Origin of the sequence: Kitasatospora sp. NPDC057692, assembly GCF_042799475.1 — a bacterium.
Lineage (GTDB): Bacteria > Actinomycetota > Actinomycetes > Streptomycetales > Streptomycetaceae > Kitasatospora.
Genome location: NZ_JBHVIV010000009.1, coordinates 91,099 through 103,272 on the forward strand (window position 1 = coordinate 91,099; position 12,174 = coordinate 103,272).

The 12,174-nt window shown below is 71.0% G+C and carries 13 protein-coding genes; all 13 read left to right on the forward strand.

Features of this window, described 5'->3' with window-relative positions; translation table 11 throughout:
- Positions 1-110: 110 nt before the first annotated feature.
- Positions 111-332, forward strand: a complete 222-nt coding sequence (rpmE, locus tag ACFVFS_RS08095; RefSeq protein ID WP_030057539.1) for a 50S ribosomal protein L31 — start codon at positions 111-113, stop codon at positions 330-332.
- Between the two features lie 135 nt (positions 333-467).
- A complete protein-coding gene (gene prfA / locus ACFVFS_RS08100) occupies positions 468-1,544 on the forward strand; it encodes a peptide chain release factor 1 (protein WP_380621415.1) in 1,077 nt (358 codons plus the stop codon).
- A gap of 58 nt (positions 1,545-1,602) precedes the next feature.
- On the forward strand, positions 1,603-2,469 hold the full coding sequence (gene prmC / locus ACFVFS_RS08105) for a peptide chain release factor N(5)-glutamine methyltransferase (protein WP_350553031.1): 867 nt from the start codon (positions 1,603-1,605) through the stop codon (positions 2,467-2,469).
- A gap of 37 nt (positions 2,470-2,506) precedes the next feature.
- Positions 2,507-3,154 (forward strand): L-threonylcarbamoyladenylate synthase, encoded by a 648-nt coding sequence (locus ACFVFS_RS08110; protein WP_380621417.1) that lies wholly within the window; start codon positions 2,507-2,509, stop codon positions 3,152-3,154.
- A 29-nt stretch (positions 3,155-3,183) separates the two neighbouring features.
- On the forward strand, positions 3,184-3,825 hold the full coding sequence (locus ACFVFS_RS08115; protein WP_380621523.1) for a protein-tyrosine-phosphatase: 642 nt from the start codon (positions 3,184-3,186) through the stop codon (positions 3,823-3,825).
- A 216-nt stretch (positions 3,826-4,041) separates the two neighbouring features.
- On the forward strand, positions 4,042-5,316 hold the full coding sequence (glyA, locus tag ACFVFS_RS08120; RefSeq protein ID WP_380621419.1) for a serine hydroxymethyltransferase: 1,275 nt from the start codon (positions 4,042-4,044) through the stop codon (positions 5,314-5,316).
- A 160-nt stretch (positions 5,317-5,476) separates the two neighbouring features.
- On the forward strand, positions 5,477-6,874 hold the full coding sequence (locus ACFVFS_RS08125; protein WP_380621421.1) for an MraY family glycosyltransferase: 1,398 nt from the start codon (positions 5,477-5,479) through the stop codon (positions 6,872-6,874).
- A 284-nt stretch (positions 6,875-7,158) separates the two neighbouring features.
- The gene (locus tag ACFVFS_RS08130; protein ID WP_376091424.1) at positions 7,159-7,602 is read left to right on the forward strand and encodes a hypothetical protein; all 444 of its coding nucleotides are present in this window, start codon (positions 7,159-7,161) and stop codon (positions 7,600-7,602) included.
- Between the two features lie 285 nt (positions 7,603-7,887).
- Positions 7,888-8,700, forward strand: coding sequence for a F0F1 ATP synthase subunit A (gene atpB, locus ACFVFS_RS08135; protein WP_376091427.1), 813 nt, complete (start codon positions 7,888-7,890; stop codon positions 8,698-8,700).
- A gap of 89 nt (positions 8,701-8,789) precedes the next feature.
- A complete protein-coding gene (atpE, locus tag ACFVFS_RS08140; protein WP_030302757.1) occupies positions 8,790-9,032 on the forward strand; it encodes an ATP synthase F0 subunit C in 243 nt (80 codons plus the stop codon).
- Positions 9,033-9,066: 34 nt separating this feature from the next.
- On the forward strand, positions 9,067-9,627 hold the full coding sequence (locus ACFVFS_RS08145; protein WP_376091430.1) for a F0F1 ATP synthase subunit B: 561 nt from the start codon (positions 9,067-9,069) through the stop codon (positions 9,625-9,627).
- The gene (locus ACFVFS_RS08150; protein ID WP_380621424.1) at positions 9,624-10,439 is read left to right on the forward strand and encodes a F0F1 ATP synthase subunit delta; all 816 of its coding nucleotides are present in this window, start codon (positions 9,624-9,626) and stop codon (positions 10,437-10,439) included. The genes ACFVFS_RS08145 and ACFVFS_RS08150 overlap by 4 nt, the downstream gene beginning before the upstream one ends.
- Before the next feature lie 155 nt (positions 10,440-10,594).
- On the forward strand, positions 10,595-12,169 hold the full coding sequence (gene atpA, locus ACFVFS_RS08155) for a F0F1 ATP synthase subunit alpha (protein ID WP_380621426.1): 1,575 nt from the start codon (positions 10,595-10,597) through the stop codon (positions 12,167-12,169).
- Positions 12,170-12,174: the final 5 nt, after the last annotated feature.

A 12,174-nucleotide genomic window follows, 5' to 3' on the forward strand; every position in this document is an offset into this window, starting at 1 on the left:
CCCGGTTTGGGAAGAAGCGGCCGGTCCTGGCAGACTGGACCGTCGGTCCCGGTTCACGTGCGGCATTCCAGCCGCCGACCCGGTGCCCTCCCGAACACTAGGAGAACCCCTTGAAGCCCAACGTTCACCCCGAGTACGTGGTCACCCGCGTGACCTGCACCTGCGGTGCCGAGTTCACCACCCGCTCGACCGAGACCAGTGGCGAGATCCGCGCCGAGGTCTGCTCGCAGTGCCACCCGTTCTACACCGGCAAGCAGAAGATCCTCGACACCGGTGGCCGCGTGGCCCGCTTCGAGGCCCGCTTCGGCAAGCAGCACAGCGCGAAGGCCTAGCGCTCCCTCGGCGCCGGTTCCCGGTGCCCCCGAACTCGTTCCGGGGGTGCTGGGGACCGGCGCCGTTCGCGTCCCCCCGCACCTCCGCGGCACCCACCCCCCCCCGCACGACGATCCCCGGAAGAAGGCCACCCCATGTTCGAGGCAGTCGAAGAGCTCCTCGTCGAGCACGCCGACCTCGAAGCGAGGCTGGCCGACCCGTCCGTCCACGCCGACCAGGCCAACGCCCGCAAGCTGGCCAAGCGGTACGCCGAGCTGACCCCGATCACCCGTGTCTTCCGGGCCTGGAAGCAGGCCGGCGACGACATCGAGGCCGCCCGCGAACTCGCCGCCGAGGACTCGGAGTTCCTCTCCGAGGTGAAGGAGGGCGAGGCACGCCGCGAGGAGCTGACCGAGGAGCTGCGGCTGCTGCTCGTCCCGCGCGACCCGAACGACGACAAGGACGTCATCCTGGAGATCAAGGCGGGCGAGGGCGGCGAGGAGTCCGCGCTGTTCGCCGGAGACCTGCTCCGGATGTACCTGCGGTACGCCGAGCGGATCGGGTGGAAGACCGAGATCATCGACTCCAACGAGTCCGACCTCGGCGGCTACAAGGACGTCTCGGTGGCCGTGAAGACCAAGGGGAACGCCGAGCCCGGCCAGGGCGTCTGGGCCCGGCTGAAGTACGAGGGCGGCGTGCACCGCGTGCAGCGCGTCCCCGCCACGGAGTCGCAGGGCCGCATCCACACCTCGGCGGCGGGCGTGCTGGTCACCCCCGAGGCCGAGGAGGTCGAGGTCGAGATCCTCGCCAACGACCTGCGGATCGACGTGTACCGCTCCTCCGGCCCCGGCGGCCAGTCGGTCAACACCACCGACTCCGCGGTCCGGATCACCCACCTGCCGACCGGTATCGTGGCGTCCTGCCAGAACGAGAAGAGCCAGCTGCAGAACAAGGAGCAGGCGATGCGCATCCTGCGTTCGCGGCTGCTGGCCGCCGCGCAGGAGGAGGCCGAGCGGGAGGCCTCGGACGCGCGCCGCAGCCAGGTCCGCACGGTGGACCGTTCCGAGCGGATCCGGACGTACAACTACCCGGAGAACCGCATCTCGGACCACCGCACGGGCTTCAAGTCGTACAACCTGGACCAGGTGCTGGACGGCGAGCTGAACGCGGTCATCCAGTCCTGCGTCGACGCGGACGCCGCGGCCAAGCTCGCCGCGGCCCAACAGAACTGACACCGGCGGCAGCGAGACCGACGTCGAGGCCGGAGAGCGGAAGCAAGAGGTCGTACGGATGAACCTGCTACTCGCGGAGGTGGCCCAGGCCACCCAGCGGTTGGCCGCGGCCGGCGTGCCGTCGCCGCGCTTCGACGCGGAGGAGCTCGCCGCCCACGTCCACAACGTCAAGCGCAGCCAGCTGCACACCGTCCAGGACGGCGACTTCGACGCCCGGTACTGGGAGGCCGTCGCCCGCCGCGAGGCCCGCGAGCCGCTCCAGCACATCACCGGCCGGGCCTTCTTCCGCTACCTCGAACTGGCGGTCGGACCGGGCGTGTTCGTGCCCCGCCCGGAGACCGAGACGGTCGTCGAGTGGGCCATAGACGCGGTCCGCGAGATGGACGTCGCCGAGCCGCTGGTGGTCGACCTGTGCTCCGGCTCCGGCGCCATCGCGCTCGCCCTCGCCCAGGAGCTGCCGCGCTCCACCGTGCACGCCTTCGAGCTCGACGAGGGCGCGCTGCCGTACACCCGGCGCAACATCGAGGCCTCGCCCGACCGGGCCCGGGTCACCCTGCACGAGGGCGACGCCACCCGGGCCTTCGAGGACGACCGCGCCTGGGACGGCCGCTTCGACCTGGTCATCTCCAACCCGCCGTACATCCCGCTCACCGAGTGGGAGTACGTCGCGCCGGAGGCCCGCGACCACGACCCGCAGATGTCGCTGTTCTCCGGCGAGGACGGCCTCGACACCATCCGCGGCATCGAGCGGGTCGCCGCCCGGCTGCTGCGCCCGGGCGGCGCCGTCGTGATCGAGCACGCCGACACCCAGGGCGGACAGGTCCCGTGGATCTTCAACGAGGAGGGCGGCTGGACCGATGCCGCCGACCACCGGGACCTCAACAACCGCCCCCGCTTCACCACGGCGCGCAAGGCGTCGCTGTGAACAACGCCATGAGCCCGTTCGGAAGGGGACCGCACCGATGAGCCGCCGCTACGACTGTGCCGACGCCGGGGACCGCGCCACCGGCCTGCGCGAGGCCGCCTCGGCCATCCGCCGCGGCGAACTCGTCGTGCTGCCCACCGACACCCTGTACGGGGTCGGTGCGGACGCCTTCTCGCCGGAGGCCGTGGGCGCCCTGCTCGCCGCCAAGGGCCGCGGCCGCAACATGCCCTCGCCGGTCCTGGTCGGCTCGCCGACGACCCTGCACGGCCTGGTCACCGACTTCTCCGAGCAGGCCTGGGAGCTCGTCGACGCCTTCTGGCCCGGCGGCCTCACCCTGGTCGCCAAGCACCAGCCCTCGCTGCGCTGGGACCTCGGCGACACCCGGGGCACCGTCGCCGTCCGGATGCCGCTGCACCCGGTCGCCATCGAGCTGCTGAACGCCACCGGGCCGATGGCCGTCTCCAGCGCCAACCGGACCGGCGGCCCGTCCCCGGCCACCTGCGACGAGGCCCAGCACCAGCTCGGCGACGCCATCTCGGTCTACCTGGACGGCGGCACCGCCGACCACGCCCAGGCCTCGTCGATCGTGGACGTCACGGGCAAGGTGCCGGTGCTGCTGCGGGCCGGCGCGATCTCCGCCGAGCAGCTGAGGGAGGTCGTCCCCGACCTGGAGGCCGGCAGTTGACGGCCGCCTCCCTCCATGCCGGGCCCGGCATATCGCCGTACCTGGCCGTGGGCCCCAGGCCGCTGGACCACTTCCGGATCCTCTACGTCTGCACCGGGAACATCTGCCGCTCGCCGATCGCCGAGCGGCTCACCCGGCGTGAGCTGGACACCCGGCTCAACCCCCGGGTGGCCGGCCGGATCCTGGTGGAGTCGGCCGGCACCTGGGGCCACGTGGGCGCGCCGATGGAGGACCACGCCGCCACGGTGCTGGACGAGTACGGCGCCGACAGCGGCGGCTTCACCGGCCGCGAACTGCTGGACGAGCACGTGGTCGAGGCCGACCTGGTGCTCACCGCGACCCTGGACCACCGGGCCCAGGTCATCTCGATGGGCCACGAGGCGGGGCTGCGCACCTTCACGCTGAAGGAGTTCACCCGGCTGGTCCGCACGATCGACCCGGGCACCCTGCCGGACCCCCGCCGCGGCGCGGACGTCACCGAGCGCGCCCGCGCGCTGGTCCGCGCCGCCGCCGCGCTGCGCGGCTGGCTGCTGGCCGCCGATCCCGAGGCGGACGAACTGCACGACCCCTACGGCGCGCCGATCGGGATGTTCCGCAACTGCGGCGAGGAGATATTCCACGCCGTCGACCCCGTGGTCACCGCCCTGACCGGCTTCCCCGCCCTGCACTGACGGCGGCCCCGCCGGGACGGTGACGTCCCCCCGCCCGGCGCCTGTTCCCGCCGCCCGGGAGCCCCCTCCCGCACCGGTGCCGACGCTCCCGCGCCGCTCCCTCCCGCGACCCGGCACGCCCACCCGGGCGGTCCCGGCCCGCGCCGCCGTGCCGGGGCGCGGGGGCGGTCCTACGCTGGAGAAATCCGACCCGACGCGCCGCCCGGGAGCCCCGCCATGACCGTCACCGATGCCGCGACCGGCCCCGTCGACACCGCCGAGGCGCGCTCCACGGCCCTCTACCGGGCCGATCCGCAGCTGGCCGACCTGCTGGCCGCCGAGGCCGAGCGGAGGGCCGAGACGGTCCAGCTGCTGGCGGGGGAGAACCTCACCAGCCCGGCCGTCCTGGCGGCCCTCACCGGTCCGCTGATCGACAAGTACGCCGAGGGCTACCCCGGCCGCCGCCACCACACCGGCTGCGCGCTCGCCGACGCCGCCGAGCTGCTGGCGGTCGACCGGGCCCGCGCGCTGTTCGCCGCCCCGCACGCCAACGTCCAGCCCCGCTCCGGCACCTCGGCGATGCTGGCCGCCTACGCCGCGCTGCTGCGGCCCGGCGACGTGGTGCTCGCGATGTCGCTGGAGCACGGCGGCCACCTCAGCTGCGGCTCGCGGGCCAACTTCTCCGGCCGCTGGTTCGACTTCGTCGGCTACGGGGTGCGCCGCGCGGACGGGCTGATCGATCTCGACCAGGTGCGGGAGCTGGCCCTGCGGTACCGCCCCAAGGCGATCGTGGCCGGTTCGATCTCCTACCCGCGGCACCCGGACTGGGCCGCCTTCCGGGACATCGCCGACGAGGCCGACGCCTATCTGGTGGCCGCCGCCGCGCAGACCACCGGGCTGATCGCGGCCGGCCTGGCGCCGTCCCCGGTGCCGTACGCGGACGTCACCGTGGCGGCCACCCACAAGCTGCTCCGCGGCCCGCGCGGGGGCCTGCTGCTGTCCACCGCGGAGCTGGCGGAGCGGATCGACCGGGCGGTGTTCCCGTTCAGCCAGGGCGGCGCCGCGATGAACGAGGTGGCCGGCAAGGCCGTCGCGCTGGCCGAGGCCGCGACGCCCGACTACCGCGCCTACGCGCACCGGGCGGTGGCCGGCGCGCGGGTGCTCGCGGAGGGGCTCGCACAGGCCGGCGCGCGTCCGCTGACCGGCGGGACCGACACCCACCTGGTGACCGCCGACGTCGGCCCGCTCGGGGTCAGCGGCGCCGAGGCGGAGCGCCGCTGCGCGGCCGCCGGGCTGCTGCTCGGCAAGTGCGCGCTGCCGTACGACGAGGCGCCGCCCTCCGAGGCCTCCGGGATCCGCCTCGGCACCGGTACGGTGACCTCCCAGGGCATGGGCGAGGCGGAGCTGTCGGAGATCGCGGTCCTGCTCGGACGGCTTCTCGCGGAGGGCACGGACGTCCGGGTGGCGGAGCGGGTCCGGGAGCTGGCGCGGGCCTTCGCCGGGCGCCGCTGAGCGGTTGTTCGAATCTCCTACCCGGTAGGGCGAACCGCGATGCGCGTCCCCGGCGTCGGACTCAATAAGGTGTGTGCCGTGGCGACGCACCTCGAACCCCGGACAGGCACGGGAGTACCTTCGGTACCCATCCGTCGGACAGCGCTGCAGGAGGCCAGTGGTGCGTGAGTATCTGCTGGTGCTGTTCTGCACCGCGGCCGTCACCTATCTGCTGACCGGTCCGGTCCGGAAGTTCGCCATCGCGGCGGGGGCGATGCCCCCGGTCCGCGCCCGCGACGTGCACCGCGAGCCCACTCCGCGGCTCGGCGGCATCGCCATGTTCGGCGGACTCTGCGCGGGCATCCTGGTCGCCTCCCAGCTCGACAACCTGAGCAAGGTGTTCTCCCAGGGCACCGACATCCGGGCGCTGCTCTCCGGCGCCGGCATCATGTGGCTGCTCGGCGTGCTGGACGACAAGTGGGGCGTGGACGCCCTGGTGAAGCTCGGCGGCCAGATGATCGCCGCCGGTGTGATGGTCTGGCAGGGCGTCACGGTGATCACCCTGCCGGTGCCGGGCGTCGGCCCGGTCGCGGTCAGCCCCACCCAGGGCATGGTCATCTCGGTGGTCCTGGTCGTCGTCATGGTCAACGCGGTGAACTTCATCGACGGTCTGGACGGCCTGGCCGGCGGCATGGTCTGCATCGCCGCGATGGCCTTCTTCCTGTACTCCTACCGGCTCTGGTACGGCTACACGATCACCGACGCCGCCCCCGCCGTGCTGTTCAGCGTGCTGCTGATCGGCATGTGCCTGGGCTTCCTGGCGCACAACATGCACCCGGCCCGGATCTTCATGGGCGACTCGGGCTCGATGATGCTCGGCCTGATGCTGGCCGTCGCCGCGATCTCCATCACCGGCCGGGTCGACCCCGACCTCATCACCAGCGAGCTGGGTTCGCAGACCGCCACCGTGCACGCCCTGGTGCCGATCTACATCCCGCTGCTGCTGCCGCTGACCGTCATCGCGCTGCCGCTGGCGGACCTGCTGCTCGCGGTGGTCCGCCGCACCTGGGCGGGCCAGTCGCCGTTCGCCGCCGACAAGCGTCACCTGCACCACCGACTGCTCCAGGTCGGCCACTCGCACAGCCGTGCCGTACTGATCATGTACTTCTGGGCCGCGCTGATCGCGTTCGGGACCGTCGCCTTCTCGGTCACCAACACCGGCCGCACCGTCGTCCTCATGCTGGCCGGGCTCTGCCTGGTCGGCCTGGTGGTGCTGCTCACCCCGCAGTTCCGGCCGCGGGCCCCGCGCGCGGTGCAGGCCTTCGTGCCGCCGCGCTACCGCCGCCGCCGTCCGCGGGTCGGCGCCGGGGCCGTGAACGCCGCGGCGGCCGTGGACGCCGTCGAGGCCCCGGTCGCGGCGGGTGCGGAACTCACCGCCGACTCGGCCGGGCGTACGGTCTCCGAACTGATGGCGGAGCTGTCGGCCGCGGACCAGCGGCTGCTCGGCGGGGTGGCGAAGGGATCGTCGGCGATCACCGGCCGCGGCCACGGCAACGGCCGGAGTCGCCAGGGGAGGTGATGCTCCGTCAAGCCTTGTCACCCGTTCGGCGGCACTTCTGCGCCATCGGTGTGACAGGTGCCACATATTCATGGTAAAGCTCTCATCAAATAGTTTGTGATACCGTTCACGAGTACCGAGAACACGCCGAAAGACCTGACAGGTGGATGACTTCCGTCCCTGGCTGGTCTCCCTCGACGGGCTCGCCGTCGAGCGGCCGGCCCGCGGCGGTCCCGGTCCGGTGTCACCCACCGCGTTTCTCTGTCCGTCCCCCGCCACATCGACATGCCGCCGGAGTTGCCGACATGCCGTCCAACGACGCCCGGATCCTCCGAGGCGCCGCGATCCCCACTGCGGCCGCCGGAGTCATCGCGATGGCGATCTCCTTCGCCGTCGCCGGGGGCAAGGGCCTGCTCGGCGCGCTCTTCGGCGCCCTTCTGGTGATGGCCTTCTTCACCTTCGGGCAGGTCGCCCTCGACCGGCTGACCAGGTCGAACCCGCACATCCTGATGGCCGCCGCGCTGCTGGTGTACACCACGCAGATCCTGCTGGTCGGCATCGTGCTGGCGGTGTTCAAGGACACCGACCTCTTCAACCGGCAGGCGTTCGCCTTCACGCTGCTCGGTTGCGCGCTGATCTGGACGGGGTTCCAGGTGCGCGGCGCACTGAAGGCCAAGACCTTCTACGTCGACCCCGACGCCTCCGAAAACAAGGCTGAGAAGCCGTCCGACAAGGGGCGTCAACAGTGACGACGGCCCACTGTCCCCCCAACGAGGGGGGCGGTGTTTATGTCGCACTGACGGGCTGCTATCGTCCGTCGCAACAACGGAGTACGGGAAGAGGCCTGGTCTGTCCGCACGGCGGACCGATCGCCCCCCGGATCCGCGCAGTCTTCGATGATCCCGCTTCGGTGCAGCGCACTGACGCGCGGGGTCGGCGAGAAACCCATCAAGTTCCAGTGCCGCTCCGTGGTCGCAGGCCACGCCGACACAGCGAGGTTGCCGAAACCATGCGTCACGACGAAGGAGTCCGTGGTGAGTGCTGAACTCACGTCCCTCGCCTCAGGCAGTTGCCACTTCGGGGACGCTGGCTGCGGCTTCCCGGCCCCGGGCCTGAACGAGTTCCAGTTCGAGCCGATTTTCACCATCGGCAGCTTCGAGTTCAACAAGCCGATGCTGCTGTCGATCATCGTGGCCGCGCTGGTCGTCGTGTTCTTCTGGGCCGCCTTCGCCAAGCCGAAGCTGGTCCCGGGCAAGCTGCAGCTGGTCGGTGAGATCGGCTACGACTTCGTCAAGCGCTCCATCGTGCTGGAGACGATCGGCAAAAAGGGCGAGAAGTACGTCCCGATGCTGGTCTCGATGTTCTTCTTCGTGTGGCTGCTGAACATCATGTCGGTCATCCCGTTCGCCCAGTTCCCGGTGACGGCGGCGATCGCGTTCCCGGCCGGTCTGGCCGCGGTCGTGTGGATCACCTACATGACGCTGACCTTCAAGAAGCACGGCTTCGTCGGCGGTCTCAAGAACCTCTGCTGGCCCTCGGGCATCCCCGGCTGGGTCATGTTCATCCTGGTGCCGATCGAGTTCTTCTCGAACATCTTCGTGCGCCCCTTCACGCTCGCGGTCCGAGCCTTCGCGAACATGTTCGCCGGCCACCTGCTGATCGTGATGTTCTCCATCGCCTCCTGGTACCTGCTCAGCCCGACCCTGGGCGCGCTGTACGGCTCGGCCTCGTTCATCGTCGCCGTCGGCCTGACCGCCTTCGAGCTGCTGGTCCAGTTCCTGCAGGCCTACATCTTCGTGATGCTGGCCAGCAGCTACATCGCCGGTGCCCTGGAAGAGGCGCACTGAGCCAGGGGCCGCGGCCCTCCTGAACCACCCCCGGAACGCCCGGTGGCCAATCACCACCGGATCACCATCCCCGCAAAGGACACATTGCAATGAGCATGCTCGCTGAGGTCGGCGTCTACGGTTCCGTCGCTTCCATCGGCTACGGCCTCGCCGCGATCGGCCCCGGCATCGGTGTCGGTCTCATCTTCGGTAACGGTGTCCAGGCCATGGCCCGCCAGCCCGAGGCCGCCGGCCTGATCCGTTCCAACATGTTCATCGGCTTCGCGCTGACCGAGGCGCTCGCCCTCATCGGCATCGTCATGCCGTTCGTCTTCGGCCAGGGCCCCAAGTAATCCCCGCCGTAGACCCTTCGAGGAAGGTCCAGATATGAGCATCGCGGCTCACCTCGCGGAGGAGGGGGAGATCATGAACCCCCTTCTGCCCGCATGGCCCGAGATCATCATCGGCCTGCTCTGCTTCTTCATCGTCTTCGGGATCCTCGGCAAGAAGCTCCTCCCCAGCATCGAGAAGGTGCTGTCGGAGCGCCGGGACGCGATCGAGGGCGGCATGGAGCGCGCCGAGGCCGCTCAGGCCGAGGCCCAGGCCACGCTTGAGCAGTACCGCGCGGAGCTCGCCGAGGCGCGTCACGAGGCTGCCCGCATCATCGAGCAGGCTCGCGAGCAGGGCGCCGCCCAGCTCGCCGAGATGCGCGAGGAGGGCCAGCGTCAGCGCGAGGCCATCGTCGCCGCCGGCCACGCCCAGATCGAGGCCGACAAGAAGCAGGCGACCGCCGCCCTGCGCCAGGACGTGGGCTCGCTGGCCACCCAGCTGGCGTCCCGCATCGTGGGTGAGTCCCTCGAGGACCACGCGCGGCAGAGCGGCGTCGTCGACCGCTTCCTGGACGAGCTGGAGGCCAAGGCCGCCGTTGCTCAGGGTGCGGCCAAGTGATCGGCGCCAGCCGCGAGGCTCTGGCCGCCGGGCGGCAGAACCTGGAGAGCCTGACCGACTCCACCTCGGTGGACGCGGCCAAGCTCGCCGAGGAGCTCACCGCCGTCACGGCCCTGCTGGACCGTGAGGTGTCGCTCCGCCGCGTGCTGACCGACCCGTCCCGGTCGGGCCAGGACAAGGCGCAGCTGGTCTCCTCGCTGCTGACCGGCCAGGTCTCCGGCGAGACGGTCGACCTGGTGTCCGGTCTGGTCCGGTCCCGCTGGTCGGGTGCGCGCGACCTGGTCGACTCCGTCGAGCAGCTGGCCGCGTACGCCGAGGTCATCGCCGCCGACAAGGCCGGTGCCCTGGACGACGTCGAGGACGAGCTCTTCCGGTTCGGCCGGGTGGTGAGCGGCTCGCACGAGCTGCGCGCCGCGCTGACCGAGCCCAAGGCCGGTGCCGTCGCCAAGGCGGCCCTGATCAAGAAGCTGCTCGGCGGCCGCGCTCACGCGGGCACCGTGCGGCTGGTCACCACCCTGGTCAACAACCCGCGTGGCCGTAGCCTGGAGCAGGGGCTGGAGTCCTACTCCAAGCTCGCCGCCTCCCGGCGCGACCGTGTGGTGGCCCAGGTCACCACGGCGGTTCCGCTGTCGGACAGCCAGAAGGAGCGCCTGTCGGGTGCTCTCGGCCGGCTGTACGGCCGCCGGGTCCACCTGAACATCGACATCGACCCCGAGGTCGTCGGCGGTGTCCGGGTGCAGATCGGTGACGAGATCATCGAAGGCACGGTGTCGAGCCGCCTGGAAGGCGCTCGCCAGTCGCTCGAAGGCTGAGCACCGAAGCAGCACATCCGACCCTCGGTCGGGAAACCGGCTCCACCGGAGTCGGGAAAACGTACGGCCGGTTCATACGACCCGGCCGAGAGTCGAGTACTTGCGGCCCTCAATGGCGGGCCGAGGATCGCAAACTAGGAGAGCAGGGAAGCCTGATGGCGGAGCTTACGATCCGTCCGGAGGAGATCCGGGACGCGCTGGCCGACTTTGTCCAGTCGTACCAGCCGGACGCCGCCTCTGTGGAAGAGGTCGGCACGGTCACTGACGCGGCGGACGGCATCGCCCATGTCGAGGGTCTGCCCTCGGTCATGGCGAACGAGCTGCTGAAGTTCGAGGACGGCACCCTCGGCCTCGCGCTGAACCTCGACACCCGCGAGATCGGTGTCGTCGTCCTCGGTGAGTTCGGCGGCATCGAGGAGGGCCAGACGGTGCGCCGCACCGGCGAGGTCCTCTCCGTTCCGGTCGGCGACGGCTACCTCGGCCGCGTCGTGGACCCGCTGGGCAACCCGATCGACGGCCTGGGCGACATCGCCTCGACCGGTCGTCGCGCCCTGGAGCTCCAGGCTCCGGGCGTCATGGCCCGCAAGTCGGTCAAGCAGCCGCTGCAGACCGGCATCAAGGCCATCGACGCGATGACCCCGATCGGCCGCGGCCAGCGCCAGCTGATCATCGGTGACCGCCAGACCGGCAAGACCGCGGTGGCCGTCGACACGATCATCAACCAGCGCGACAACTGGCGCTCGGGCGACCCGGAGAAGCAGGTCCGCTGCATCTACGTCGCCGTGGGCCAGAAGGGCTCCACCATCGCGTCCGTCCGCGGCGCCCTGGAGGAGGCCGGCGCGCTGGAGTACACCACCATCGTGGCCGCTCCCGCCTCCGACCCGGCCGGCTTCAAGTACCTGGCCCCGTACACCGGCTCGGCCATCGGCCAGGAGTGGATGTACGACGGCAAGCACGTCCTGATCATCTTCGACGACCTGTCGAAGCAGGCCGAGGCCTACCGTTCCGTTTCCCTGCTGCTGCGCCGCCCGCCGGGCCGCGAGGCCTACCCGGGTGACGTCTTCTACCTGCACTCCCGCCTGCTGGAGCGCTGCGCCAAGCTGAACGACGCCCTGGGCGGCGGCTCGATGACCGGTCTGCCGATCATCGAGACCAAGGCCAACGACGTCTCGGCGTACATCCCGACCAACGTCATCTCCATCACCGACGGCCAGTGCTTCCTGGAGTCCGACCTGTTCAACGCCGGCATCCGCCCGGCCGTGAACGTCGGTATCTCGGTCTCCCGCGTCGGTGGCTCCGCCCAGATCAAGGCCATGCGCTCGGTCGCCGGCCGTCTGCGTCTGGACCTCGCCCAGTACCGCGAGCTGGAGGCGTTCGCCGCCTTCGGTTCCGACCTGGACGCGGCCTCCAAGGCCCAGCTGGAGCGCGGTGCGCGCATGGTCGAGCTGCTGAAGCAGGGCCAGTACCAGCCGTTCCCGGTCGAGGAGCAGGTCGTCTCCATCTGGGCCGGCACCACCGGCAAGCTGGACGACGTCCCGGTCGCCGAGATCCGCCGCTTCGAGCGCGAGTTCCTGGACTACGTCCGCCTGCAGCACAAGGACCTGCTGGCCGGCATCGTCGAGACCGGTCTGCTGGCCGACGGCACCGTCGACGCGCTGACCAAGGCCGTCGAGGGCTTCAAGGCGGGCTACCAGACCGCCGACGGCAAGCTGCTCTCCGAGCAGGCCTGAGTCCG

Coding starts and splice junctions, on each gene's coding strand:
- ACFVFS_RS08130 (WP_376091424.1), top strand. CDS start 7,159: ATGCCGTCCAACGACGCCCGGATCCTCCGAGGCGCCGCGATCCCCACT.
- ACFVFS_RS08110 (WP_380621417.1), top strand. CDS start 2,507: ATGAGCCGCCGCTACGACTGTGCCGACGCCGGGGACCGCGCCACCGGC.
- atpA (WP_380621426.1), top strand. CDS start 10,595: ATGGCGGAGCTTACGATCCGTCCGGAGGAGATCCGGGACGCGCTGGCC.
- prfA (WP_380621415.1), top strand. CDS start 468: ATGTTCGAGGCAGTCGAAGAGCTCCTCGTCGAGCACGCCGACCTCGAA.
- ACFVFS_RS08145 (WP_376091430.1), top strand. CDS start 9,067: ATGAGCATCGCGGCTCACCTCGCGGAGGAGGGGGAGATCATGAACCCC.
- prmC (WP_350553031.1), top strand. CDS start 1,603: ATGAACCTGCTACTCGCGGAGGTGGCCCAGGCCACCCAGCGGTTGGCC.
- atpE (WP_030302757.1), top strand. CDS start 8,790: ATGAGCATGCTCGCTGAGGTCGGCGTCTACGGTTCCGTCGCTTCCATC.
- glyA (WP_380621419.1), top strand. CDS start 4,042: ATGACCGTCACCGATGCCGCGACCGGCCCCGTCGACACCGCCGAGGCG.